We start from the raw sequence: 26,579 nt of genomic DNA on the forward strand, positions 1-26,579 counted from the left end.
CAAGATGAATTTTTCCCAATTCTTCATATCAAGGCCGATCTTCGCAGCGGTGCTATCGCTGCTGATCCTGATCGCCGGCGCCATCTCGCTGTTCCAGCTCCCCATCAGCGAATACCCGGAAGTAGTGCCGCCGACCGTGGTGGTACGCGCCAACTTCCCGGGGGCCAACCCCAAGGTGATCGGTGAAACCGTGGCCGCGCCGCTGGAGCAGGCCATCACCGGGGTCGAGAACATGCTCTACATGTCCTCGCAATCCACCGCCGACGGCAAGATCACCCTGACCGTGACCTTCGCCCTGGGCACCGACCTGGATAATGCCCAGGTCCAGGTACAGAACCGCGTGACCCGGACCCAGCCCAAGCTGCCGGAAGAAGTGACGCGCATCGGTATCACCGTGGACAAGGCCTCCCCCGACCTGACCATGGTGGTGCACCTGACCTCGCCGGACAAACGCTACGACATGCTCTACCTGTCCAACTACGCCATCCTCAACATCAAGGATGAGCTGGCGCGCCTGGGCGGCGTGGGCGACGTGCAGCTGTTCGGCATGGGCGACTACTCGCTGCGCGTGTGGCTGGACCCGAACAAGACCGCTTCGCGCAACCTGACCGCCACCGACGTGGTCACCGCCATCCGTGAACAGAACCGCCAGGTGGCTGCCGGTGCCCTGGGCGCGCCACCTGCGCCCAACGCCACCAGCTTCCAGCTGTCGGTCAACACCCAGGGCCGCCTGGTCACCGAGGAAGAGTTCGAGAACATCATCATTCGCTCCGGCGAAGACGGCGAGATCACCCGCCTGAAAGACATCGCCCGGGTCGAGCTGGGGTCGAGCCAGTACGCCCTGCGCTCGCTGCTGGACAATCAGCCGGCGGTAGCGATCCCGATCTTCCAGCGTCCGGGCTCCAATGCCATCGAGATCTCCAACGAAGTGCGGGCCAAGATGGCCGAGCTCAAGCAGAGTTTCCCCGAAGGCATGGACTTCAGCATCGTCTATGACCCGACCATCTTCGTCCGTGGCTCCATCGAGGCAGTGGTGCATACCCTGTTCGAAGCCCTGGTACTGGTGGTGCTGGTGGTGATCCTGTTCCTGCAGACCTGGCGCGCCTCGATCATCCCGCTGGTGGCCGTCCCGGTTTCGCTGATCGGCACCTTCGCGGTGATGCACATGTTCGGCTTCTCGCTCAACGCGCTGTCGCTGTTCGGCCTGGTACTGGCCATCGGCATCGTGGTGGACGACGCCATCGTGGTGGTGGAGAACGTCGAACGTAACATCGGCCTGGGCCTGAACCCGGTGGAAGCCACCAAGCGCGCCATGCGCGAAGTGACCGGCCCGATCATCGCCACCGCCCTGGTGCTGTGCGCGGTATTCGTGCCCGCGGCCTTCATCAGTGGCCTGACCGGACAGTTCTACAAGCAGTTCGCCCTGACCATCGCCATTTCCACGGTGATCTCGGCCTTCAACTCCCTGACCCTGTCCCCGGCCCTGGCGGCAGTGCTGCTCAAGGAACACCACGCGCCCAAGGACCGTTTCTCGCTGTTCCTCGACAAGCTGCTGGGTGGCTGGCTGTTCAAGCCGTTCAACCGCTTCTTCGAGCGCGCCAGCAACGGCTACGTCGGCACCGTGCGCCGGGTCATTCGTGGCAGCGGCATCGCCCTGTTCTTGTATGCCGGCCTGATGGTCCTGACCTGGTTCGGCTTCGCCCACACGCCCACCGGCTTCGTTCCGGCCCAGGACAAGCAGTACCTGGTGGCCTTCGCCCAGTTGCCGGATGCGGCGAGCCTGGATCGTACCGAAGACGTGATCAAGCGCATGTCCGACATCGCCCTGAAACAGCCTGGGGTGGAAAGCGCCGTGGCCTTCCCCGGCCTGTCGATCAACGGCTTCACCAACAGCCCGAACAACGGCATCGTCTTCGTCACCTTGAAGCCCTTTGAGGAGCGCAAGGACCCGAGCATGTCCGCCGGCGCCATCGCCGGGGCCCTGAACGGCAAGTACGCTGACATCCAGGATGCCTACATGGCGATCTTCCCACCGCCACCGGTACAAGGCCTGGGCACCATCGGCGGGTTCCGCCTGCAGGTCGAGGACCGTGGCGGCCTGGGCTACGAGGACCTGTACAAGGAAGTGCAGAACGTCATCACCAAGAGCCGCAGCGTGCCGGAACTGGCCGGGTTGTTCACCAGCTACCAGGTCAACGTGCCCCAAGTGGACGCGGCCATCGATCGGGAAAAGGCCAAGACTCACGGCGTGGCGATCTCGGACATCTTCGACACCCTGCAGATCTACCTGGGTTCGCTGTATGCCAACGACTTCAACCGCTTCGGACGCACCTACCAGGTCAACGTCCAGGCCGAGCAGCAGTTCCGCCTGGAAGCCGAGCAGATCGGCCAGCTGAAGGTGCGCAACAACAAGGGCGAGATGATCCCCCTGGCGACCTTCATCAAGGTCAGCGACACCGCAGGTCCCGACCGGGTCATGCACTACAACGGCTTCGTCACCGCCGAGATCAACGGCGCGGCAGCCCCGGGCTACAGCTCCGGGCAAGCGCAAGCGGCGATCGAGAAGCTGCTCAAGGAAGAACTGCCCAACGGCATGACCTATGAATGGACCGAGTTGACCTACCAGCAGATCCTGGCTGGCAACACCGCGCTGTTCGTGTTCCCGCTGTGCGTACTGCTGGCCTTCCTGGTGCTGGCCGCCCAGTACGAAAGCTGGAGCCTGCCACTGGCGGTGATCCTGATCGTGCCCATGACCCTGCTGTCGGCCATTGCCGGGGTGATCATCTCCGGGGGCGACAACAACATCTTCACCCAGATCGGCCTGATCGTACTGGTGGGCCTGGCGTGCAAGAACGCGATCCTGATCGTCGAGTTCGCCAAGGACAAGCAAGAGGAAGGCCTGGACCCGCTGGCCGCCGTACTGGAAGCCTGCCGCCTGCGCCTGCGGCCGATCCTGATGACCTCCTTCGCCTTCATCATGGGCGTGGTGCCCCTGGTGATCTCCAGCGGCGCAGGTGCGGAAATGCGTCATGCCATGGGTGTGGCGGTGTTCTCCGGGATGCTCGGGGTGACCTTCTTCGGCCTGCTGCTGACCCCGGTGTTCTATGTCCTGATCCGCAACTACGTGGAGCGCAGCGAGGCCCGCAAGGCCGCCCGCGCCCTGCAACTGGAGACGCAACAATGAGTTCGAAAGTCTTCCTGCCGAGCCTGCTGGTACTGGCCCTGAGCGCCTGTGCGGTAGGTCCGGACTACCAGACCCCGAGCACCGAGGCGGCGCATATCAGCGCCGCCGGCGACACCGCTGCAGGCCAGAGGAACTTCGATCGCGCGCGCTTCGAAGGCATCTGGTGGCAGCAGTTCGACGATCCGACGCTCAACCAGCTGGTGAGCCAGTCGCTCAAGGGTAACCGTGAGCTGCGGGTGGCCTTCGCCCGCCTGCGGGCCGCCCGGGCGATCCGCGATGACGCCAGCAACGACGCCATGCCGACCATCACCAGCCGCGCCAGCAGCAACCTGGGCAAGGGCCAGGTGCCCGGCCAGACCAGCAAGCGGGTCAATAGCGAGCGCTACGACCTGGGGCTGGACATGGCCTGGGAGCTGGACCTGTTCGGCCGCATCCAGCGCAACCTGGAAGCCACCGAAGCCGACCAGCAAGCCGCCGAGGCCGACCTCTACCAGTTGCAGGTGACCATGATCGCCGAGCTGGTGGATGCCTACGGCCAGCTGCGTGGCGCACAACTGCGGGAAAAGATCGCCCTGGCCAACCTGGACAACCAGAAGGCCTCGCGCAAGATCACCGAAAGCCTGCGTGATGCCGGAGTGGGCGACCAGCTGGACGTAGTCCGCGCCGATGCGCGCCTGGCCGCGGTGGAGGCCAGCGTGCCGCAACTGCAGGCCGAGCAGGTACGCCAGCGCAACCGCATCGCCACCCTGCTGGGTGAGCGTCCGGACAAGCTCAGTGTCGACCTTTCGCCCGCGCAGTTGCCGGCCATCGCCAAGGCCTTGCCGATTGGCGATCCGGGCGAGCTGCTGCAGCGCCGGCCGGACGTCCTCAGCGCCGAACGCAAGCTGGCCGCCGCCACCGCGCGAATCGGCGTGGCCAAGGCCGATCTGTTCCCGCGGGTCAGCCTCAGTGGTTTCCTCGGCTTCACCGCCGGGCGTGGTTCGCAGATCGGCTCCTCGGCGGCCAATGCCTGGGCCCTGGGCCCGAGCATCACCTGGGCCGCCTTCGACCTGGGCAGCGTGCGGGCGCGCCTGCGCGGCGCCGACGCCAATGCCGACGGCGCCCTGGCCAACTATGAGCAGCAGGTGCTGCTGGCCCTGGAAGAGTCGGAGAATGCCTTCAGCGACTACGGCAAGCGCCAGCAGCGCCTGCTCTCGCTGATCCGCCAGAGCGAGTCCAGCCGCGCCGCCGCCGACCTGGCCGAGATCCGCTATCGCGAAGGCACCGTGGACTTCCTGGTGCTACTGGATGCCCAGCGCGAACGCCTGGCCGCCGAAGACTCCCAGGCCCAGGCCGAAGTCGAGCTGTACCGCGGCATCGTCGCCATCTACAAGGCCCTTGGCGGTGGCTGGCAACCCGAGACGGTGGCCAGCAACTAAGTATTTGCAACGAGCTCCTTTGGTTGGCCGCAACCAACCAATGTTTGGCCCCGTGGATCATTCGGTCGCGGGGCCTTTTTTTGCCCGGATACCGACCTGCCGCCACGCAAGGCTGCGTCCGGCTTGGGTGGCAGGTCGAAGTAGCAGGCGCAGGCGCTTGCAACCGCTGAAGATCGCCAAGCAAGGTCCTGCGGGCCTTCGTGCAGCCTCGCCGATGGCTCGACAGCGGCTACACGGCGAAGGATCGCCGATAGAGGCGCTCGATCAACCAGTCGGCCATTACGATTGGACAGCCACCCGGCCCGCTCCTAACCTGCGCTCGCCTCGTAGTTGCCCAGGCCTTCATCCCCATGATCGTGCGTCCCAAACCGAACCTGATCGCCCTGCTCTTCGCCCTCAAGGGCTCGATCGCCAAGCGCATCGCCTTGCGCTGCGCCCTGGTGACCCTGCTGGCCTCGGTCATTGTGCTGGTGGAAACCCTGCAGCCCAGCTACTTCTCCAGGGTCAGCGCCACACCGTTCACCCTGCTGGGGCTGTCGTTGTCGATCTTCATGAGCTTTCGCAACAACGCCTGCTATGACCGCTGGTGGGAGGGCCGCAAGCAACTGGGGCAGCTGGCCATCGAGGTGCGCTCGCTGATCCGCGAGAGCCTGGTGCTCGAAGGCCATCGCGAACGTGAAGGCTTGCTGCGTGACCTCTGTGGTTTCGCCCATAGCCTGATCGCCCGGCTGCGCCACGAGGACGAGGCCAGTGCCCTGGCACCCTGGGCCCAGGCGCCCGTGGACCGGCAGCACCCGAACCTGACCGACGCCCAGTTGCAGCACATCGGCCGGCGCTGCTCGCAATGGGCACGACAAGGACTGATCAGCGAATGGCGCTATACCCAGCTGGAAACTCGCCTGGTCAGCCTGAGCCTGGTCCAGGCGGCCTGCGAACGTATCCAGAGCACTCCGTTGCCCTTCCCCTATACCCTGCTGCTGCACCGCACCATCTACCTGTTCTGCATCCTCCTGCCGTTCGCCATGGCCGAGCCGCTGGGCTGGCTGGCGCCGATCTTCACCGCCATCGTCAGCTACACCTTCCTGGGCCTGGACGAAATCGGCGACGACCTCGAAAACCCCTTCGGCTACGACGACAACGACCTGCCCTGCAGTGCTCTACTGCGCGGCCTGGAGCGCGAAGTGCTGGCGGCGTTGGGTGAACCGCAACTGCCACCGCCGCTAGAACCCCGGGAATACGTGTTGACCTGATCGCGGGTTTGACTCGGGCCGGTTCCTGGTCGAAGCTTGCTCCCTCTTCAAGTCGCCAATTTCCCATGCCCATGACCCGAGCCCGTCGCTACCTGCTGATCAGCCTGCCCATCGTCATCCTCCTGGTCCTGGCCTGGTCGTTCTGGCGCAGCGCTCCGCCGGCGGTGCCGGATGCCATCAGGCACGGCTACGGCCAGGCCCTGGAGAAGGCGCGCAACGGCCAACCCGGTGCGGCCAGGGTGCTCTACCAGCAACTGGGGCGTCCGGATCTCGATGACCAGCAACGTATCCGCCTGCTGGCGGTACTGCCCAACTACCCCAGCCCCCAGGCCCTGAAGCTGGCCGATGCCGACCTGCAGCACCCTTCGCCCGAAGTGCGCAAGGCGGCCATCAAGAGCGTGCTCGGCCTGGTGCCCAGCGGCAAGCGCAGCCTGCTGCTGGGGCCTTTGCTGAGCGATCCGGAGCAAAGCGTGCGCTTCGCCGCGGTGGACGCCCTGCTGGGCCTGTCCCCGGACGACCAGGGCCTGTATTTCGGCCCGCTGCAGCAGGTGATCGATGAATACACCCAGGTGCTCAGGACCCGTGGCGACAATGTCGAGGCCCAGTACCAGCTGGCACGCCTGTACCTGCACAACGCCGACCTGGCCAGGGCCCAGCAGACCCTGGAGCAGGCACTGAAACTGGCGCCGGACAACCTGCAGGCGGTGGTCTTGCAGATCGAGGTGCTGGACAAGCAGGGCCAGAGCGAGGCGGCCCGCCAGCTGCTGGCCAAGCAACTGCAGGCCCAGCAGGACTCGGCCTACCTGCAGCACGCCCTGGGGCTCTGGCTGCTGCACCACGGCCAGGGTGAATTCGCCCTGCTGGGCCTGGCCCGGGCAGTGGAGCTGGAGCCGAACAATGCCGCCTACCGCTACGACCTGGCCACGACCCTGCACAGCGAGCACGAACTGGAGGCCGCGCAGAAGCAGCTGGAGGAAATCGTCCAGCGCCAACCCTACAACCGCAAGGCGCGGGTGCTGCTGATCAGTTACTGGAAGGAAAGCGGCCAGTTGCAGAATGTCCAGGTGCTGTTGGCCCAGCTGGAACAACAGAACCCCGACGACCCGGCCCTGCAGCAAGGGCTCTGACCCTCGATCCCTTTGATGGCCGCTACGCGCCCGCGAGGCTGCGCCAAGCTCCGCAGGACCTTCTTCGATCTTCAGGCGATCCCGCCTGCTGCACCGGCTATAACCCATGGTGGCGATAAAAGGTTGAACCGCGCTGGCGGCAAACGGTCAAGTGATCAAAGCGGCATCGCGGCCCGCGTGCCGCCGCCGATTGGATCCATTGCGAGGGGATTGCTTGATCACTTCATCTGCGTTGCTCAGCGAAAAGGCCAGCATCGGCATCGAAGGCCTGGACGACATTCTCAACGGCGGCCTGTCCCGCAGCCACGTATTCCTGCTGGAGGGCGAACCCGGCACGGGCAAGACCACCATCGCCCTGCACTTTTTGCGGGCCGGGGCCCAGGCCGGTGAGCGCTGCCTGTACATCACCCTGTCGGAAACCGAGCGCGAATTGCGCCAGGGCGCCCAGTCCCATGGCTGGGAGCTGGACGACAATATCCATATCTTCGAGCTGACCCCACCGGAGAGCCTGCTCGATACCGAACACCAGCAAAGCCTGCTGTATTCCTCGGACCTGGAATTGGGAGAAGCCACAAGGCAGATCTTCGAGGTGGTGGAACGGGTCAAGCCGACCCGGGTGGTGGTGGACAGTCTCTCGGAGATCCGCTTGCTGGCGCAGAACTCGTTGCGTTATCGCCGCCAGATCCTGGCGATCAAGCACTACTTCGTGCGCTACGACGCCACCGTCCTGCTGCTGGACGACCTGACCAGCGACACCCTGGACAAGACCGTGCACAGCGTGGCCCATGGGGTGATCCGCCTGGAAGAACTGACGCCAAGCTACGGCTCCGAACGCCGGCGTATCCGGATAATGAAGTACCGCGGCCAGAAGTACCGCGGCGGCTTCCACGACTTCACCATCCTGGGCGGCGGCGTACAGGTGTTCCCGCGCCTGGTGGCGGCCGAGTACCGCAGCGGCTACCAGCGCGGAACCCTGACCAGCGGCATCGCCGAACTGGACGCCCTGCTCGGCGGCGGGATCGCCAGCGGTTCCAGCACCCTGATCCTCGGCCCGGCCGGCACCGGCAAGTCGCTGCTGGCGCTGATCTTCGCCGCCGCCGCGGTGGCCCGGGGCGAGAAGGCCGCGCTATTCATCTTCGATGAAGAACTGGGCCTCTTGTTCGAGCGCATGGCCAACCTGGGCATCGACCTGCACGCCTTGCGCGACAGTGGCAACCTGATCATCGAGCAGGTGGACGCCGCCGAGCTGACGCCGGGCGAGCTGTCGCACCGGGTGCGGCGCTGCGTCGACCAGGGCCAGATCAAGACCGTGGTGATCGACAGCATCAATGGCTACCAGGCGGCGATGCCCGAAGAGAACGCCCTGGTGCTGCACATGCACGAGCTGTTGCTGTACCTCAATCGCCAGGGCGCGGCGACCTTCATGACCGTGGCCCAGCATGGCCTGGTGGGCGACATGCAAGCCCCGGTGGACATCACCTACCTGGCCGATACGGTGATCCTGCTGCGCTACTTCGAAGCCCTGGGCAAGGTGCGCCGAGCCATCTCGATCATCAAGAAACGCACCGGCAGCCACGAATCGACCATCCGCGAATACCGCATCAGCGGCCAGGGCCTGACCATCGGCGAGCCCCTGGAGGCCTTCCAGGGCGTACTGCGTGGCGTGCCCAACTACCAGGGCGAGGACAAGCCATTGCTCAAGGACGAGGTGCCATGACCCTGGGCCCGGCCTTTTCCGAACGGGCCCTGGTGCTCACGCCCCATGGCCGCGACAGCCAGCTGGCGCAGATGATGCTGAGCGAAGCCGGTGTCAGGAGCTTGATCACCCCGCACCTGGGTGCCCTGTGCGAAGAACTGGAGCAAGGCGCGGGGCTGGCGATCATCGCCGCCGAAGCCTTGCTGGGGGTCGACCTCGAGCCGTTGCTGCGCCATCTGGAGCAGCAGCCGGCCTGGTCGGACCTGCCCATTGTGTTGCTGACCCACCATGGCGGGCCGGAACAGAATCCGGCCGCCAGGTTCAGTACGCCGTTGGGCAACGTCAGCTTCCTCGAACGGCCGTTCCACCCCGCTACCCTGATCAGCCTGGTCAGTACCGCATTGCGTGGCCGGCGCCGCCAATACGAAGCCCGGGACCGGCTGATCGACCTGAGCCAGAGCGAGCTGCGCCTGCAACGCACCCTGGAAACCCTGGAACAGCAGGTGGAGGAACGCACCGCGCAGCTGCGGCATAACGAAGAGGCCCTGCGCCAATCGCAGAAGATGGAAGCGGTCGGCCAGCTCACCGGCGGCATCGCCCATGACTTCAACAACATGCTCACCGGCATCATCGGCAGCCTGGAGCTGCTGCGCCGGCGCCTGGCCCGGGGCCGGACCGAAGACCTGGACAGCCTGATCGAACTCGGGGTGACCTCGGCCAACCGCGCCGCCGGCCTGACCCACCGCCTGCTGGCCTTCTCCCGGCGCCAATCGCTGGATGCCAAGCCGGTGGAGATGAATGCCCTGGTCAGCTCCATGGGCGAGCTGCTGCAACGCAGCCTCAGCGAGAACATCCGGCTGGAACTGCGCCTGTACGAGCAGCTGTGGGTAGCCGAGGCCGATCCCAACCAACTCGAGAGCGCCCTGCTCAACCTTGCGCTCAATGCCCGGGATGCCATGCCCGACGGAGGCCAGTTGCTGGTTGAGACCTTCAATCGCCAGCTGGACGCAGCCTTCACCCAGGCCCACGACAACCTCGAACCCGGCGACTACGTGGTGCTGCGGGTCAGCGACAACGGCTGCGGCATGCCCGAAGCCATCCTCAACCGGGTATTCGATCCCTTCTTCACCACCAAGCCCATCGGCCAGGGTACTGGCCTGGGGCTGTCGATGATCTATGGCTTCAGCAAGCAGTCCCGCGGCCACGTGACCCTGGACAGTACCCAGGGCCAGGGCACCCAGGTCTGCCTGTACCTGCCGCGTTTTCGCGGTGACTCGGCCAGCGATGAACATCAGGCAGAGGAGCAAGCGGTCGCCGCGCAAAACGGCGAGACGGTATTGATCGTCGAAGACGACCCGGCGGTGCGGGTGCTGGTCAGTACCGTGCTGGGCGAGTTGGGCTACCACTTCCTCGAGGCCGGCGATGCACATGACGCCATGCCGATTCTCGATTCACCACAGCGCATCGATCTCCTGGTCAGCGACGTGGGCCTGCCAGGCATGAACGGCCGGCAGCTGGCGGAAATCGGGCGGCAATTGCGCCCACAGCTCAAGGTGCTGTTCATCACCGGCTACGCCGAGCATGCGGCGGTCCGGGGCGGCTTCCTCGATCCTGGCATGCAGCTGATCACCAAGCCGTTCACCTTCGACCTGCTGACCACCAAGGTGCGGGAAATGCTCCGCGACTGAGGCGTCTCAGGCCAGCAGTCGCTGGATCTGCTCGTGCAGGCTGTCGAGGTCGAACGGCTTGGCCAGGATCGGCGCCTTGCGGGTGATGGGGCTATCGCACTCGAGGATTTCGTTGGGATAACCGCTGATGAAGATCACCTTCAGGTCCGGGCGCAGCTTGACTGCGGGTTCGGCGATCATCACCCCGGTGATGCCACCCGGCAGCCGGTAATCGGTGACCATCAGGTCCAGGTTGGGCTTGGTGGCCAGGATCTCGAACGCCTGCTCGCCGTTCTCGGCCTGCAGTACCCGATAGCCCAGGCCCGACAGGTAGTCGGCCAGCAGCATCAGGATCACCGGTTCATCTTCGACGATCAGTACGACGTCTTGTGCATCTTCACTCATGGAAAACCTTTATTCGGTCAATTACTGCAAGGAGCTGTTGGCGTTTGCCGACCTGCCCGCAGGCAAACGTCAGCAGCCACTGTACGACCATTGGCTCACGCAGAGGTTGCGTGGGCGTGACGCTTTTACGCACCAGCGGGCAATGCCGCCTCCGCCAGGGGCAGCGCGACCCGGAACAGGGCGCCCTCGCCAATCCGGCTTTCGACGCTGATCGTGCCGCCGTGGGCGGTGACGATCTGCTCGGAAATGAACAGGCCCAGGCCCAGGCCCGCGGCCACATGGCTGGCGCTGACGCGCTCGAACTGCTGGAAGATACGCCGCTGGTTGTCCTCGCTGATCCCGATCCCATGGTCCCTGACCTCGACCCGGGCCTCTCCCGCATGGCAGTAGACCCGCACCTGGATGGGGCTCTTGGCGCCATAGCGCAGGGCGTTGGTCAGCAAGTTGGAAACCACCTGCTCGATACGAAACTCGTCCCAGTTGCCTTCCACCGGCTCCTCGGCATCCAGGCTCAGGGTGGACTGCGCCGCCTCCACCTGGGGGGCGAAGTTCTCCACCAGGCCCCGCACCAACTGCGCCAGGTCGAAACGTGACGGGCGGATCGACAACTTGCCGGTACGAATTCGCGAGATGTCCAGCATGTCCTCGATCAGGCGGATCAGGCTCTTGATCTGCCGTTCGTCGCGATCGACCATGGCGTGCATCTTGTCCAGGCTGAAGGCCGCGGCATTGTCCCGGGCCAGGTGCATCTTGCGCAGCTGGGTCTCGAGGATCAGGCCATTGAGCGGAGTACGCACTTCGTGGGCGACGATCGACATGAAGTCATCGCGCATGCGCACGGCCTGTTCCAATTCGTTCTGGGTGGACTGCAGTTGCCTGAGCAGGGCCTCCTGCTCGCGCCGGCTCTGCTCCAGGGCCTCGACCTGCTGCTTCATGGCCTTGCTCTGGCGGTACAGGTCGACGAACACGTTGACCTTGCTCTTGACCGCATGGATATCCAGGGGCTTGTGCAGGAAGTCCACCGCCCCGCTCTCGTAACCCTTGAAGGCATAGTTGAGCTCGCGCCCGGCGGCACTGACGAAGATGATGGGGATGTTCTTGGTCTTCTCGGTGCCGCGCATCAGTTCCGCCAGCTCGAAGCCGTTCATGCCCGGCATCTGCACATCGAGGATGGCCATGGCGAACTCATGCTGGAGCAACAGCGACAAGGCTTCGTCGGCCGACAGTGCCTTGTACACCTGGCGGTCCTCGCGCTTGATCAGCGCCTCCAGGGCCAGCAGGTTTTCCGGCAGATCGTCGACGATCAGCAACTTGGCTTGGATATTACTTAACATGCGATTGGTTCCAGCTCGGCCAGCAGCAAGCTGATACCGCGCAAAGGGAGGATATGGTCCGGCTGGTGCAGGGCCAGTGCAGCATCGGGCATGGTCGAGACATGGGCCTCGTCGGGGTCCTGGACGATGGTCAGGCCGCCCTGGCGCTTGACCTCGGCCAGCCCGGCGGCGCCGTCCTGGTTGGCCCCGGTCAGCAGCACGGCGGCCAGGTGCTCGCCATAGGCATCGGCGGCGGACTCGAACAGGTAGTCGATGGATGGACGCGAATGGTGGATCCGCTCCTCCTGGCTCAGGGACAGGCTGCGGTCCTGCTCCACCGACAGGTGGTAGCCGGGAGCCGCGAAATACAGCGTGCCCGGAACTATCTGTTCCTTGTCGTCGGCTTCCTTGACTCGCAACGACAGGCGCCGGTCGAACACTTCGGCCAATTGGCTGCGGCGCTCATCGGGCAAGTGCAGGACTACGATCACCGGCAGGCGAAACCCACGACCCAAGCCGCCGAACAGGCTGAGCAAGGCTTCGACGCCACCAGCGGAAGCTCCCACCACCACGGCCTCGATCTGTGGCCGGGGATTGGTACTGCGGATGTCCTGGTTCATGACTTGCGGTAGATCCGTTCTTGTTTGACCAAGGGCTCGAAATGCTTGGCATAGGCGGAGAAGTCCAGGGTCTCCTTGCTGCCCAGCACCAGGAAACCACGGTGGCAAAGGGACTCGTGAAACAGCCCGAAGGCCCGATCCTGAAGCTTTTTATTGAAATAAATCAATACGTTACGACAAGAAATCAACTGCGTCTCGGAAAATACACTGTCGGTGGCCAGGCTGTGGTCGGCGAAGGTCACGTTCTCGCGCAGGCTCTTGTCGAAGATCGCGTAGTCGTAGGCCGCAGTGTAGTAGTCGGCGAATGAACGCTTGCCGCCGGCACGCTGGTAGTTGTGGGTATAGGCCCGCACGTTCTCCAGGGAGAAGATGCCCTGCTTGGCCTTTTCCAGGGAGCTGGGGTTGATGTCCGTGGCATAGATGATGGTGCGCTCCAGCAGCCCCTCCTCGCGCAGCAGGATGGCCATGGAGTAGACCTCCTCACCGGTGCTGCACCCGGCGATCCAGATCTTCAGCGACGGATAGGTCCTGAGCAGCGGCACCACTTCCTGGCGGATGGCCAGGAAATGCGAGGGGTCGCGAAACATCTCGCTGACCGGGATGGTCAGGAACTGCAGCAACTGCATGAACGCGGTCGGGTCGTGCAGGACCCGTTCCTGCAAGGCGGAAATGGTCTTGCAGTCGAACTGGCGCAAGGCATGTTGCACCCGGCGCTTGATCGAGGCGCCGGAGTAATCGCGAAAGTCGTAGCTGTATTTGAGGTAGATAGCTTCGATCAACAGACGCAGTTCGATCTCGGTATTGCGCTCCACTAAATTCTTTCCATCTTGGGTAGCCACACGCGGATAAGTGAAAACAACCGGTCGAGATCGATGGGCTTGGCCAGGTAGTCGTTGGCGCCGGCCTGGAGGCAACGCTCCTGATCGTCCTTCATGGCCTTGGCGGTGACGGCGATGATCGGCAGCTTGCGCCAGCGCGGATCCTTGCGGATCTGCGCGGTGGCCTCGAAACCGTCCATCTCCGGCATCATCACATCCATAAGTACCAAATCGATATCCTCGACCTCGTTGAGCCTGGCGATGGCTTCCAGGCCGTTACGGCCGATCACCACCACCGCGCCCTTGTGTTCCAGGGCGCTGGTCAGGGCGAAGATGTTGCGCACGTCATCGTCCACCAGGAGGATCTTGCGCCCCTCGAACACCTTGTCGCGGCTGCGGGCGGTCTTGAGCATCTTCTGCCGTTCATGGGACAACTGGGATTCGACTTTGTGCAGAAAAAGCGTCACTTCGTCCAGCAGGCGCTCCGGTGAACGCGCGCCCTTGATGATGATCGAGCGCGAATACTTGCGCAGCTCGGCCTCTTCGTCGCGGGTCAGGTTGCGGCCGGTGTAGACGATCACCGGCGGGAAGGAACAGATGTCCTCGGTGGACATGCGCTTGAGCAGGTCGTTGCCCAGCATGTCCGGCAGCTTGAGGTCGATGACCATGCAGTCGTAGATGTTCTCGCGCAGCAGCTCCAGGGCGTCCTGGGCCAGGCCCACGGCGGTGATCTCGATATCGTCGTCGCCGATCAGCCGGGCGATGCTGTCGCGCTGCAGGTCGTCGTCCTCCACCAGCAGCACGCGCTTGACCTTCTGGGTCAGCTTGGCCTCCAGGCGGGCGAACACGTCCTTGAGCTCCTCGCGGGTGGTGGGCTTGACCGCATAGCCCACGGCGCCCATGTGCATCGCCGCTTCCACCCGGTCTTCGACCGAGATCACGTGCACCGGGATGTGCCGGGTCTGCGGATGCTCCTTGAGCCGCTGCAGCACGGTCAGGCCGGAGTGGTCGGGCAGGCGCATGTCCAGAAGGATCGCATCGGGGTTGAACTGCGTGGCCAGGCCGTAGCCTTCGTCGGCGCCGTGGGCCACCAGGCACTGGTAGCCCAGCTCGTGGGCCAGGTCGAAGAGGATATGGGCGAAGTTGGCTTCATCCTCCACCACCAGGATGCTGCGGCCGCTGAACGGCGCCTTGTCCCGGTCGTCGGCGAAACGCGGGATCGGGGCAAGCTCCACCACCTCCGGCACCGCTTGCGGCGGCTGTGCCACGGCCACCGGCGCAATGGCAGCAGGTTCCGCCGGGAGCACCGGCGACTCGGCATCGTAGTGCTCCGGCAAGACCAGGGTGAAGATGCTGCCGCGCCCCGGCTCGCTGCTGACGCTGATGGAGCCCCCCAGCAGGTTGGCCAGGTCGCGGGAAATGGACAGGCCCAGGCCGGTGCCGCCATAACGCCGGTTGGTGGTGCCATCGGCCTGGCGGAAGGCTTCGAAGATGCTTTCCTGCTGGTCCTGGGCGATGCCGATCCCTGAGTCCTGCACGGCGAAGGCGATCCCGGCACCGGGGTGGGCGGACACCGTCAGGCTGACCTGGCCCTGCTCGGTGAACTTGACGGCGTTGGACAGCAGGTTCTTGAGCACCTGCTCGACCCGCTGGCGATCGGTGAACAGCGTCTGCGGCGCCCCGGGTTGCAACTCGACGCGAAACTCCAGGCCTTTTTCCGCCGTCAGTGGCTGGAACAGGTTGCCCAAGCCCTCCACCAGGCGCGATACGCTGGCGTTCTCGGGGCGGACCTCGAGCTTGCCGGCCTCGACCTTGGAGATGTCCAGGATGTCGTTGATCAGGTTCAGCAGGTCGTTGCCCGCGGAATAGATCGACTCGGCGAACTTGACCTGCTCCTCACTGAGGTTTTCCTGGGCGTTCTCGGCCAGGAGCTTGGCCAGGATCAGCGAACTGTTGAGCGGCGTGCGCAGCTCGTGGGACATGTTGGCAAGGAACTCGGACTTGTACTTGCTCGAGCGCTGCAGTTCTTCGGCGCGCTCCTGCAGCTCGATCTGCGCATCGTTGAGCTCGCTGTTCTTGCGGTCCATGGCGTCGCGCTGCTCGGACAGCACCTGGGCCTGCTCCGCCAACTGTTCGTTGGTCTGCTCCAGCTCCACTTGCTGGGTTTCCAGATGCGCCTGGGACTCCTTGAGAATCCGCGACTGTTCTTCCAGCTCCTCGTTGGCGGTCTTGAGCTCTTCCTGCTGGACCTGCAGCTCTTCGTTGAGCTGCTGGGTCTCGGCCAGCACTTCCTGCAAGCGCTGGCGGTAGCGCGCCGCCTCGATGGAGGTACCAATGTTGCCGGCGATCAGTTCCAGGAACTCGATATCGCGCTCGTCCAGCTCCCGCAGGAAGCCCAGCTCGACCACCCCGTTGACCCGCCCGTCATCATGGGACGGCACCACCAGCACGCTGCGGGGCAGACCCTCGCCCAGGCCCGAGCTGACCTTGAAGTAATCGACCGGCACCTCGTCCAGGCGAATCACCCGCTTGTGTTGGGCCGCCTGGCCCACCAGGCCTTCGTCGCTGTACAACGCCTGGCCCTGATCTTCCTGCTCGCGGGAAAAGCCATAGGTCGCCACGCGCTTGAGACCGCCATGCTCCTCGCGCACATACAAGGCCGCCACCGCCATCCCCAAGTACTGGGCGCAGAACTGCAGGATGTTGCGCCCCAACAGGTTCAGGCTCAGCTGCCCCAGCATCTGTTCGGCCAGCTCGGTCTGGCCATTGCGCAACCAGGCCTGGCGCTCCAGGCTGCGGGCACTGCGCAGTTCGGCTTCGAGGTTGTCGCTGTAGCTGCGCGACAGGGACAACAGGTCACGGCGCCCGACATAGGCCAGCAAGCCGCTGATACCCACCACGAACAGCAGGTACAGGGCAACGCTGAAAATCGTGGTACGGCTGACGTTTTCATTACGCTGCTGGCGCAGTTGCTGCTCCATGGCCACCGCATCGTCGTATTCCTTGCGGACCTCGTCGGTCAGGCGCTTGCCGCGCCCGGCCTGCACCGCCTCGCGGTAGTCGCCGTTCTTGCGGCGCAGCTCGATCATGCCCTGGGCATAGTTGTTCCATTCCAGTTGCAGGGCCTCGATGCGTCGGATCCGGTCCACCTGCTGCGGGTTATCCGCCACCAGTTCCTGCAAGCCGCGCAGCTCGCTGATGATGCGCGGCTTGGCCACTTCGTAGGGATCGAGGAAATGTTCGTTGCCGGTGATCAGGAAACCGCGCATGCCGGTTTCCAGGTCGATGGTCAGGCGCGTGGCCTCGTTGAAGTTGTTGATCACCCGGTCGGTGTGCTGCACCCACTGGATCACCGACAGCAGGTAGGTGATCAAGGACACGAAAAACACCGCACTGAGTACCCCCACGCCGAGCGGCAGGCTGATGTTGCGGGTCAGCAGCTTGCGAAAACTCTGTTCATCAACCGAGGACGGACGAATCATTGAATGGACCTTGGCACTGGTGAAAAGAAGGAAGTTTGCCCCACATTCGGCCATTGCAGCTATTTTTTATAACCTGCATGCCGGTAATCTGGGATTTGCCCTGCCGTAGCACAATAGAAGCGGTTATTCTTGCCAGCACTTGTACAAGTGATTTTTTTTGTACAGTTTCGGGAACTTGTGACCTCGCGCCATTTACTGATGCACAGGGCCGCCTGCTGCGGTTCCACCGAATCCAACCCTTGAGAGTGCCCCTATGCCCGCTAGTGCCCCTACCATCCTAGTCGTCGAAGACGATGCCATCGTGCGCATGCTGATCGTCGACGTCCTCGAAGAACTGGAATTTTCGGTGCTCGAGGCCGATGGCAGTGAGGCGGCGCTGGAACGTTTGCAGGACCAGGAGCAAGCCATCGACCTGCTGATGACCGATGTCGGCCTGCCGGGCATGAACGGCCGGGAGCTGGCCGAGCGCGCGCTGTTGCTGCGTCCCCGGTTACCGGTGCTGTTCGCCAGCGGTTACGCCGAGTCCATCGACGTACCCGGCGGCATGGCGGTGATCGGCAAGCCGTTCTCCATCGACCAACTGCGCGACAAGGTGCGCAGCATCCTCGGCTGAAGCGGGTCTGCCCCTGGGGGCTGTGGTTTAATGGCGGTCTTTTTTTGCCCTCGCCCGCCAGGAACCCTACTCCATGCCCCTCACCGCCGCGACCAAGGTCCTGATCATTGGTTATGTCTGGCCCGAACCGCGCTCCTCGGCCGCTGGCGGGCACATGATGCAGATCCTGCAGTGCTTTCTCGACCAGGGCTGGGACCTGACCTTCAGCAGCCCGGCCAAGCCCGGCGAACACAAGGAAGACCTCGAGGCCCTGGGCATCCGCGAATGCCCGATCGAGCTGAACAACGCCAGCTTCGACCGCTTCGTCGCCGAGCTGGCGCCGGACATCGTGCTGTTCGACCAGTTCATGATGGAGGAGCAATTCGGCTGGCGCGTGGAGCAGCATTGCCCCGCAGCCGTTCGGGTCCTGGAGACCTCGGACCTGCAATGCCTGCGCCATGCCCGCCACCAGCGCCTCAAGGACCACCTGAACAGCGGCGCCGGGGACGACGACTTCAGCCCGCTGTTCGCCCGGGCCCAGGCGGACGAGTTCCGGCACATGGCCGAGACCGACCTGGCCAAGCGCGAGATCGCCGCCATCTACCGTTGCGACCTCAGCCTGATGGTTTCACAGGTGGAGATCCAGCTGCTGCAGGAACAGTTCCGCCTGCCGCCGGCATTGCTGCACTGGTGCCCACTGATGCTCGACCCATGGCCCGAGGCCTGCGTGCCCTTCGAGCAACGCGCGCACTTCCTCAGCATCGGCAACTTCCGCCATGCGCCGAACTGGGACGCGGTGCTCTGGATGAAAAGCCGCGTCTGGCCGTTGATCCGCCAGCAGCTACCCAGCGCGCAACTGCACCTGTACGGCGCTTATACCCCACCCAAGGCGGTGGCCCTGCATAACCCGGCCCAGGGCTTTTACATCATGAACTGGGCCGAAGATGCCTTGCAGGTAATGAGCGCCGCGCGCATCTGCCTGGCGCCGTTGCGCTTTGGCGCCGGAATCAAGGGCAAGCTGCTCGATGCCATGCTCTGCGGCACCCCCAGCGTGACCACGCCGATGGGTAGCGAATCCATGAACGAACCTGGCCTGCCCTGGCCCGGCATGGTCGCCGAATCCGCCAGCGCCCTGGCGACGGCGGCAGTGCGCCTGTACCAGGACCAGGCCTTGTGGCAACAGGCCCAGGCCGATGGCATGCGACTGCTAGAGGCGCGTTACCGGCGGCAAGTCCATGGCCCGGCCTTGATCCAGCGCCTGCAAGAATGCCGCGAGCATCTGGTACAAGAGCGTCGGGACAACTTCACCGGCGCCATGTTGCGCCACCACCATCACAAGAGCACCCAGTACATGGCCCAATGGATCGAGGCCAAGAACCGCCCCTGACCCTTGGCCGCCGATAACGCAGCGCCGGTGGAAAGTCCCTCTCAATCGGCGTTCGAGCCGTATTCGGTTGGCATATCCCCCCTCTTCAACCAGGCCCCTTGCAGCACTGGGGCCTGAGTCATTGCCCGTGCCACCCGGCACTCCCCCTCGCTACCGGGCCTGCGGCCCTCAGCCATGGCCCGGCCAGCCGCGCGCCTATCAGGCACTGCGGTTCGCGGTCCGGGACGACGGTCGTCGGCAAGACGCCATCGGCCGAGCCAAACCGACAAAGGCGTCCATTCTGAGAAGCGATCTCGTTCAGCTTCCATTCAGCAGTTGTCAACAATCTTCATTTAGTAATGAGTATCATTATGTTACAACTTAGCTCCCTACCTTGTTTCCCCGCGGGGGCTGAATGCTCGTTCCATTTCTGATCATGCTGCGCGAAGGGATCGAAGCCGCGCTCATCGTTGGCATCATCGCCAGCTACCTGCAACAGACCGGACGCGGCCAATGGATGCCCGCCGTGTGGATTGGCGTGTTCCTCGCCGCGGCCCTGGCCCTGCTGGTCGGCGGCGGGCTGGAGCTGGTGAGCGCCGAGTTCCCGCAGAAGCAACAGGAATTGTTCGAGGGCATCGTCGGCCTGGTGGCCGTGGGCATCCTCAGCTCGATGGTGTTCTGGATGCGCAAGGTCGCACGCTCCATCAAGCATTCCCTGCAAGCCTCCCTGGACCAGGCCCTGGCCGGCTCCCGGAACCAGCTCATTGCGCTGATCGCCATGGTGTTCTTCGCCGTCGCCCGCGAAGGCCTGGAAACCGTGTTCTTCCTGTTGGCGGTATTCCAGCAGAGCGAAGGCCCCGGCGCGCCCATCGGCGCCCTGCTGGGGCTGGTAGCGGCGATCATCGTCGGCTACCTGATCTATACCGGCAGCATGCGCCTGAACCTCGGCGCCTTCTTCCGCTGGACCGGGCTGTTCATCCTGGTGGTGGCCGCCGGCATCCTCGCCAACTCGGTGCAGGCGCTGCATGAGGCCGGGCTGTGGAACCACCTGCAGACCGTGCTCTTCGACTTCAGCGCCAGCCTGCCCATGGACAGCCCCCTGGGCTCGGTCCTGGCCGGCATGTTCGGCTACCAGGAGGCCCCCACCATCAGCACCCTAGGCGCCTACATGCTGTACCTGGCGGTGACCCTGGTGCTGTTCTTCCTGCCCGGCGCCACGCCTGCCAAGGCGCCCGGCCCGTCGTCTTCCGTTTCCAGTCAGTAAGGTTCCCCATGACCCAGCAAGCCTCTCCCCAGGCCTCGCCGCCTCGCGCTCTGCGTTGGGCGGTTGCCGGTTCGGTGATCGTGATGGTCGCCGCCGGCGGGCTGTTCTACTACGCCTCGCAACTGGCGGCCAGCAAGCGCCAGGCCCACCAGGGCGAGATCACCGTGACCATCCACCCGCACAGCTGCGAGCCCAACGCGCTTACCGTGCCCGCCGGCCGCGCCAGCTTCCGCATCGTCAACCGCTCGGAGCGCGCCGTGGAGTGGGAAATCCTCGATGGCGTGCTGGTGGTCGAGGAGCGGGAAAACATCGCCCCGGGCCTGAGCCAGGTGATCAACGCCAACCTGCAGCCCGGCGACTACGCCATCACCTGCGGCCTGCTGAGCAATCCCCGGGGCACTCTGCACGTGACCCCTACCGCCGAGTCCGACGCCCAGGCCAAGGCCCGGCCGTCGCTGGTGGCCTTCGTCGGCCCGCTGTCGGAGTTTCGCGTCTACCTGAGCACCCAGGGCAGCGCCCTGGTCAAGGCGGTCACGGCCTTGCAGCAAGCCATCGAGGCCGATGACCTGGCCCAGGCCCAGGCCCTCTACGTGCCGGCCCGCGCCGCCTACCAGCGCCTGGCTGCGGCCGCCCAGCGCCTGGCCGAGCTGGACAACGCCATCAATGCCCGCGCCGATTACTTCGAGCAACGCGAGCAAGACCCGGGCTTCACTGGCTTCCACCGCCTGGAGTACGGGCTGTTCCAGCGCCACGACCTCAAGGGCCTGGCCCCGGTGGCTCGACGCCTGTCCCAGGATGTCGCCAGCCTCAAGCAGCAACTGCTGGCCCAGACCCTGCCGCCGGAACAACTGGTGGGCAGCGTCGCCCGCAACATGCGCAACCTGGCCGAGCTGCGCGCCACCAGCGGCGAGGAGGAACGCTACAGCCACAGCGACCTCAGCGGTTTTGCCGCCAACCTGGAGACCACGCGCAAGGTCGTCGACCTGCTGCGGCCCTTGTTGGCCAAGTCCGCCGCGCCGTTGCTGGCCCGGGTGGATGAGGCCGGCAACGCCCTGGGGGCGCGCCTGGACAACCTGCGCGACGGCTTCGGCTACCAGGGCTACGACAAGGTCGACGCCGGCCAACGCCAAGAGCTCGCCGACAAGGCCAAGGCCCTGGCCGACGCCCTCGATGGCATCGATCCCGCACTGGGCCTTTCGGGCCTGTAACCACACGAGTCCTGCGCAATGAACGATTCAGACCAGTCCAACCCTTCCTTCAGCGCCCAGCGCCGGCGCGTGCTGCTGGGCATGGGCGCCGCCGGCGTGGCCCTGGCCGGTAGCAGCCTGGCCGGCCCGGCCAGGGCCGAACAGGCGCCGGCCCAGGTGACCGTGGCACCCAGCAGCGACCAGACCCAGGAGCACAACGCCTTCCACGGCCAGCACCAGAGCGGCATCGTCACCGCGCGCCCTGCTGCCGGAATGATGGTGGCCTTCGATGTCCTGGCCAGCGACCGCGAGGACCTGGAGCGCCTGTTCCGCACCCTCAACGAGCGCATCGCCTTCCTCATGCAGGGCGGCCCGGTGCCCCAGGTCGATCCGAAACTGCCGCCGCTGGACTCGGGCATCCTCGGCCCGGTGGTGACCCCGGACAACCTGACCATCACCGTCTCGGTGGGCGAGTCACTGTTCGACGAACGCTTCGGCCTGGCCGACGCCAAGCCCAAGCGCCTGGTGCGCATGGTGGGCTTTCCCAACGACGCCCTGGAGCCGGCCTGCTGCCATGGCGACCTGAGTTTGCAGTTCTGCTCCAACACCGCCGACACCAACATCCATGCCCTGCGCGACATCGTGAAGAACCTGCCGGACCTGCTGCTGGTACGCTGGAAACAGGAAGGCAGCGTACCGCCCCAGGCCCCGGCCAAACCGGGCGAGCCGGCCCAGAGCGCGCGCAATTTCCTGGGCTTTCGCGATGGCTCGGCCAACCCCGACTCCAACGACCAGAAGGCCATGCAGCAGATCGTCTGGGTCCAGCCCGGCAGCGACGAACCGGCCTGGGCCGCCCATGGCAGCTACCAGGCGGTGCGCATCATCCGCAATTTCGTCGAACGCTGGGACCGCACCCCGCTGCAAGAGCAGGAAAGCATCCTCGGCCGGATCAAGGCCAGCGGCGCGCCCATGGACGGCCAGCACGAAAGCCAGGTCCCGGACTACGCGAAGGACCCCCACGGCAAGGTGACCAAGCTGGATGCCCACATCCGCCTGGCCAACCCGCGCACCGCCAAGACCCAGCAGAACCTGATCCTGCGCCGACCGTTCAACTACTCCAACGGCGTGAACAAGAACGGCCAGCTGGACATGGGCTTGCTGTTCATCTGTTACCAGGCGGACCTGGAAAAAGGCTTCATCACCGTGCAGAACCGGCTCAACGGCGAGCCCCTGGAGGAGTACCTCAAGCCCACCGGCGGTGGTTATTTCTTCACCCTGCCGGGAGTCACCGGCGACCAGGACTTCATCGGTCGTTCGCTGCTCGCCGCCACGGCTGCCAAGGCCAATACCTGATCTGCCCCAACACAATAACCCCCACGGAAACGTCCCATGAAAAAGTCGCCTCTCGCTGTGTTGCTGACCCTTGGCTTGCTCCACGCTCCGCTGTCGGCACTGGCCGCCCCCGCGCCGCTGGAACTGGTGGGGCCGATCTCCGACTACAAGATCTACGTCACCGAACAACTGGATGAACTGGCCAGCCATACCCAGCAGTTCACCGATGCGGTGAAGCAAGGCGACCTGGCCAAGGCCCGGCAGCTCTACGCACCGACCCGGGTCTACTACGAGTCGATCGAGCCGATCGCCGAGCTGTTCAGCGACCTGGACGCCTCCATCGACTCACGCGTCGACGACCACGAACAGGGAGTCAAGGCCGAGGACTTCACCGGTTTCCACCGCCTGGAGTACTCGCTGTTCTCCGAGAACAGCACCCAGGGCCTGGGCGACCTGGCCGACCGCCTGAACAAGGACGTCAAGGACCTGCAAGCCCGCGTCGCCGGCCTGACCTTCCCACCGGAAAAAGTGGTCGGCGGGGCCGCTGCCCTGCTCGAGGAAGTGGCCGCGACCAAGGTCTCCGGCGAGGAAGACCGCTACAGCCACACCGACCTCTATGACTTCCAGGGCAACATCGACGGGGCCAAGAAGATCGTCGACCTGTTCCGTCCGCAGATCGAGAAACAGGACCAGGGCTTCGTCGCCAAGGTGGACAAGAACTTCGCCACCGTGAACAAGATCCTGGCCAAGTACAAGACCGCGGACGGCGGCTTCATGACCTACGACAAGGTCAAGGAGAACGACCGCAAGGCCCTGGTGGGCCCGGTCAATACCCTGGCCGAGGACCTCTCCACCCTGCGCGGCAAGCTGGGCCTGAACTGATTCCTCGGCCCCTGGCGGGAACCGGCGTGCCGGTTCCTGCTCCATCGCTCCGCTCTCTTGCGCTGCAAATTAGGCCTGGGCAGCCGTGCGTTATCCCGATAACGTGCACGCCCCGATGTTCCTCATGGAAGACCCGCCATGCCCACTCCCGCCGCCTCCAGGCCCCTCTCGCTCTTGCCACTGATGGCGGCCTACATGGCCTGCACCATGTCGATGATGGCCTTCGTCTCGCTGATCGGGCCGATTTCCCGGGTGCTGCACCTGCAAACCTGGCATGCCGGAGTGGCGGTGACCGTGGCCGGGGTGATCTGGGTCCTGCTGGCCCGTCCCTGGGGCCAGGCCAGCGATCGCTATGGCCGCCGCCGGGTGTTGCTGCTCGGGATCGCCGGCTTCACCCTGGCCTACTGGGCCCTGTGCCTGTTCATCGATGTATCCCTGCGGACCTTGCCCAGTGTCGCCGTGGCCTTCGCCGGCCTGGTATTGGGTCGTGGCTTGATCGGCGCCTTCTATGCGGCAGTGCCAGTGGGCGGGTTCGCCCTGGTGGCCGACCACTTCGAACCCCAGCACCGGGCCCGGGCCATGGCCTCCCTGGGCGCGGCCAACGCCGTAGGCCTGGTGGTAGGACCGGCCGCCGCCGCGCTGCTGGCCCGGCACAGCTTGAGCCTGCCCTTCTACGTCATGGCCATCCTGCCGCTGCTGGCGCTGGTGGTGATGCATCGACAACTACCACGCCAGGAACTGCACCTGGCCCAGGCGCCAGGCCGGGTGCGCCTGAACGATCCGCGGCTGGCCCGACCAATGGTGGTGGCCTTCGTCGCCATGCTCTGCGTGACGCTGGCGCAGATCACCGTGAGCTTCTATGCCATGGATCGCCTGCAGATGAATTCCGCCGATGCGGCGCAGACCGCCGGGATCGCCCTGACCATGGTCGGCCTGGCCCTGATCTGTGCCCAACTGGTGGTGCGCAAGCTGGAATGGCCGCCACTGCGGATGATTCGCTTCGGCGCCCTGCTTTCCGCGGTGGGTTTTGCCGGGGCCATGCTGGTGGACAGTGCCTGGGGCCTGTGGTTGACGTTCTTCGTCTCGGCGGCCGGCATGGGTGGGGTGTTTCCCTCGTTCTCGGCCCTGGCAGCCAACTCGGTGCAGGCTTCGGAACAAGGCGCCACGGCCGGTAGCATCGGCGCCGCCCAGGGCCTGGGCGCAGTGGTCGGGCCAATGGCCGGCACCTTGATCTACGCCATGGAGCCACGCCTGCCCTACCTGCTGGCGGCGCTGCTGCTGGCGTTGGTGGCGCTGTGGCCCTACCCGCCGAAGACCAGCTGATCCACTGGCCGCTGCCCCACGCCGATATCGACTTGCACAAAGGGCCTGTGGCCCTTTGTGCAACCTCGCAGGCTCGACAGCGGCCAGGGGTTGGAGCTTCGTGTAGCCCGCATGCCACGCATGGGACACGGTGATACTCGCCGCCGGCAGGGCCTGGCGGCGACAGATCAGAGGATGCGGTACAGCAGGCGCTCGATACGCACGCGACTGACCCGACGCAGGAACTTGCTCACCGCCTCCGGGTAGTCCGCCAGGCTGTCCAGGTGCTGGAAGTGCTCGATGCGCCGGGTATGGCGGTAGATATCTTCCAGCTCGGCACGCCGCGGCTCCAGCAACTCGCCCTTGGGATCGTCCAGCAGCAGGGCGTTTTCCAGGTCCAGGCGGAACGCCCGCGGATTGAGGTTGTTGCCGGTGAGCAAGGTATAGCGCTCGTCGATCCACAGCCCCTTGAGGTGATAGGTGTTGTCGCCGTCGCGCCACAGGTGCAGGTTCAACTGCCCATTGTCGATGAACTTCTGATAGCGCTTGGCGAAACGCCGCAGGCTGATTTCATACAGATAAGGCAGCGCGGCAATGACCTTGAACGGCTCGCTGGGCGCAATGAAGAAGTCGTTGGCGGTCTTGTCGCCGACCACGATATCGATCTTCACCCCACGCTCCAGGGCGCGATTGAGTTCGCGCACCACCGGCAACGGCAGGTTGAAGTACGGGGTGCAGATGGTCAGCTGGCGCTGGGCCCCGGCCATCAGTTCGCAGATCACCCGATTCAACCGGTTGCCCTTGCCCACCCCGAGCAGCGGGCTGACCGTCAGCCCGCTCTTGTCCAGGCTGCCGGCGGCGGTGTCGTAGGTCGCATGCTTGAGACGGCTGCGCAGGTCGCCGATATCGTTGCGCAGGCTGCGGGTGGTCGGTGGCTTGGGCAGGTCCAGGCGATGCACCGCCCGTGACTCCACCAGGCCGTGCTGCACCAGGTGGTGCATGGAGTCGGCCAGTTCGCGGTTATGCAACAGGTGATAACGGTCGAAGCGGTACTTGTCGAGCTTGTGCAGGTACACGTTGTTCAGGCTGGCGCCGCTGTAGAGCACGCTGTCGTCGATCACGAAGCCCTTGAGGTGCAACACCCCGAACAGCTCGCGGGTCTGCACCGGCACGCCGTAGATCGGGACCACGCTGGCATGGCTGCGGGTCATCTCCTGGTACCAGGCCGAGTTGCCCGGCTGCTTGCCGGCACCGATCAGGCCGCGCTGGGCACGCATCCAGTCCACCACGACCACCACGTCCAGTTCCGGACGGGCAGCCTTGGCGGCGTGCAGGGCTTCGAGGATTTCCTGGCCGGCTTCATCCTGCTGCAGGTACAAGGCGACGATATAGATGCGCCGGGTCGCCTGGGCAATCTGCTCCAGCAGGGTCTGACGAAATTGCGCAGCACCCCGCAGGGTGGCGAAGGCCTCGGCGGCCAGGGGGAAGCTGCGCAGCTTGGGTAGCAGGGTACGTTTGAAAAGCAACGGCATGGGCTCGCGGTGGCTCGAATCCGAAAGAGCGCAAGAGCTTACACCATGGACCGGGCGCAGTCCCCTGTCTGTCTCATATGACACTCAAACTGTCTGTCCCGAAGGGACTTGGCGTCGCTCGGAGGCCAGTTCGGAATAACAT

19 protein-coding genes are annotated in these 26,579 nt (G+C 64.8%); 13 read left to right on the top strand and 6 right to left on the bottom strand.

The genetic code is table 11. The features are described from left to right. Positions 1 to 4 precede the first annotated feature (4 nt). The 6 genes from AC3WK8_RS28245 to AC3WK8_RS28270 all read left to right on the top strand — a co-directional run bounded on the left by AC3WK8_RS28245 (position 5) and on the right by AC3WK8_RS28270 (position 10,363). Positions 5 to 3,184, top strand: coding sequence for an efflux RND transporter permease subunit (locus AC3WK8_RS28245; protein WP_085598225.1), 3,180 nt, complete (start codon positions 5 to 7; stop codon positions 3,182 to 3,184). Further along, positions 3,181 to 4,602 carry an efflux transporter outer membrane subunit gene (locus AC3WK8_RS28250; protein WP_085598226.1) on the top strand — a complete coding sequence of 474 codons (1,422 nt, stop codon included), beginning with the start codon at positions 3,181 to 3,183 and terminating at the stop codon, positions 4,600 to 4,602. Before AC3WK8_RS28245 ends, AC3WK8_RS28250 begins: the two co-directional genes overlap by 4 nt. A 350-nt stretch (positions 4,603 to 4,952) precedes the next feature. Then, positions 4,953 to 5,852, top strand: a complete 900-nt coding sequence (locus tag AC3WK8_RS28255; RefSeq protein ID WP_103326421.1) for a bestrophin family protein — start codon at positions 4,953 to 4,955, stop codon at positions 5,850 to 5,852. 71 nt (positions 5,853 to 5,923) lie between these two features. Beyond that, entirely contained in the window at positions 5,924 to 6,979 is a 1,056-nt protein-coding gene (locus tag AC3WK8_RS28260; RefSeq protein ID WP_085598402.1) for a HEAT repeat domain-containing protein, read from the top strand. Between the two features lie 214 nt (positions 6,980 to 7,193). Then, positions 7,194 to 8,696: an ATPase domain-containing protein gene (locus AC3WK8_RS28265; protein ID WP_103326420.1), complete on the top strand. Its 1,503-nt coding sequence runs from the start codon at positions 7,194 to 7,196 to the stop codon at positions 8,694 to 8,696. Next, entirely contained in the window at positions 8,693 to 10,363 is a 1,671-nt protein-coding gene (locus AC3WK8_RS28270) for an ATP-binding protein (protein WP_085598228.1), read from the top strand. The genes AC3WK8_RS28265 and AC3WK8_RS28270 overlap by 4 nt, the downstream gene beginning before the upstream one ends. A gap of 6 nt (positions 10,364 to 10,369) precedes the next feature. Here the strand turns inward: AC3WK8_RS28270 and AC3WK8_RS28275 are convergent, their stop codons facing one another. The 5 genes from AC3WK8_RS28275 to AC3WK8_RS28295 form a co-directional block, all read right to left on the bottom strand. Continuing rightward, positions 10,370 to 10,747, bottom strand: coding sequence for a response regulator (locus AC3WK8_RS28275; RefSeq protein WP_085598229.1), 378 nt, complete (start codon positions 10,745 to 10,747; stop codon positions 10,370 to 10,372). A gap of 125 nt (positions 10,748 to 10,872) precedes the next feature. Continuing rightward, on the bottom strand, positions 10,873 to 12,081 hold the full coding sequence (locus tag AC3WK8_RS28280) for a hybrid sensor histidine kinase/response regulator (RefSeq protein WP_085598230.1): 1,209 nt from the start codon (positions 12,079 to 12,081) through the stop codon (positions 10,873 to 10,875). Further along, positions 12,075 to 12,680, bottom strand: coding sequence for a chemotaxis protein CheB (locus AC3WK8_RS28285; RefSeq protein ID WP_085598231.1), 606 nt, complete (start codon positions 12,678 to 12,680; stop codon positions 12,075 to 12,077). The genes AC3WK8_RS28280 and AC3WK8_RS28285 overlap by 7 nt, the downstream gene beginning before the upstream one ends. Continuing rightward, a complete protein-coding gene (locus tag AC3WK8_RS28290) occupies positions 12,677 to 13,492 on the bottom strand; it encodes a CheR family methyltransferase (protein WP_085598232.1) in 816 nt (271 codons plus the stop codon). Before AC3WK8_RS28290 ends, AC3WK8_RS28285 begins: the two co-directional genes overlap by 4 nt. Then, positions 13,492 to 16,980, bottom strand: coding sequence for a response regulator (locus AC3WK8_RS28295; RefSeq protein ID WP_103326419.1), 3,489 nt, complete (start codon positions 16,978 to 16,980; stop codon positions 13,492 to 13,494). Before AC3WK8_RS28295 ends, AC3WK8_RS28290 begins: the two co-directional genes overlap by 1 nt. 253 nt (positions 16,981 to 17,233) lie before the next feature. Between AC3WK8_RS28295 and AC3WK8_RS28300 the strand changes: the two genes are divergently transcribed. The 7 genes from AC3WK8_RS28300 to AC3WK8_RS28330 all read left to right on the top strand — a co-directional run bounded on the left by AC3WK8_RS28300 (position 17,234) and on the right by AC3WK8_RS28330 (position 24,926). After that, positions 17,234 to 17,593 (top strand): response regulator, encoded by a 360-nt coding sequence (locus tag AC3WK8_RS28300; RefSeq protein WP_085598234.1) that lies wholly within the window; start codon positions 17,234 to 17,236, stop codon positions 17,591 to 17,593. Between the two features lie 73 nt (positions 17,594 to 17,666). Then, complete coding sequence (locus tag AC3WK8_RS28305) at positions 17,667 to 18,959, top strand: glycosyltransferase (protein ID WP_103326418.1); 1,293 nt, start codon at positions 17,667 to 17,669, stop codon at positions 18,957 to 18,959. 394 nt (positions 18,960 to 19,353) lie between these two features. After that, positions 19,354 to 20,202 (top strand): iron uptake transporter permease EfeU, encoded by an 849-nt coding sequence (efeU, locus tag AC3WK8_RS28310; protein WP_085598236.1) that lies wholly within the window; start codon positions 19,354 to 19,356, stop codon positions 20,200 to 20,202. Between the two features lie 8 nt (positions 20,203 to 20,210). Then, positions 20,211 to 21,410, top strand: a complete 1,200-nt coding sequence (efeO, locus tag AC3WK8_RS28315; protein ID WP_103326417.1) for an iron uptake system protein EfeO — start codon at positions 20,211 to 20,213, stop codon at positions 21,408 to 21,410. An 18-nt stretch (positions 21,411 to 21,428) separates the two neighbouring features. Next, positions 21,429 to 22,742, top strand: a complete 1,314-nt coding sequence (gene efeB / locus AC3WK8_RS28320; protein ID WP_085598238.1) for an iron uptake transporter deferrochelatase/peroxidase subunit — start codon at positions 21,429 to 21,431, stop codon at positions 22,740 to 22,742. A gap of 36 nt (positions 22,743 to 22,778) precedes the next feature. After that, positions 22,779 to 23,603: an iron uptake system protein EfeO gene (efeO, locus tag AC3WK8_RS28325; RefSeq protein WP_085598239.1), complete on the top strand. Its 825-nt coding sequence runs from the start codon at positions 22,779 to 22,781 to the stop codon at positions 23,601 to 23,603. A gap of 138 nt (positions 23,604 to 23,741) precedes the next feature. Beyond that, the gene (locus AC3WK8_RS28330; RefSeq protein WP_103326415.1) at positions 23,742 to 24,926 is read left to right on the top strand and encodes an MFS transporter; all 1,185 of its coding nucleotides are present in this window, start codon (positions 23,742 to 23,744) and stop codon (positions 24,924 to 24,926) included. A gap of 167 nt (positions 24,927 to 25,093) precedes the next feature. Here AC3WK8_RS28330 and pssA read toward each other — a convergent pair whose 3' ends face one another. Next, positions 25,094 to 26,437, bottom strand: coding sequence for a CDP-diacylglycerol--serine O-phosphatidyltransferase (pssA, locus tag AC3WK8_RS28335; RefSeq protein WP_085598241.1), 1,344 nt, complete (start codon positions 26,435 to 26,437; stop codon positions 25,094 to 25,096). Between the last annotated feature and the right edge of the window lie 142 nt (positions 26,438 to 26,579).

This window comes from Pseudomonas sp. FW507-12TSA (genome assembly GCF_058781435.1).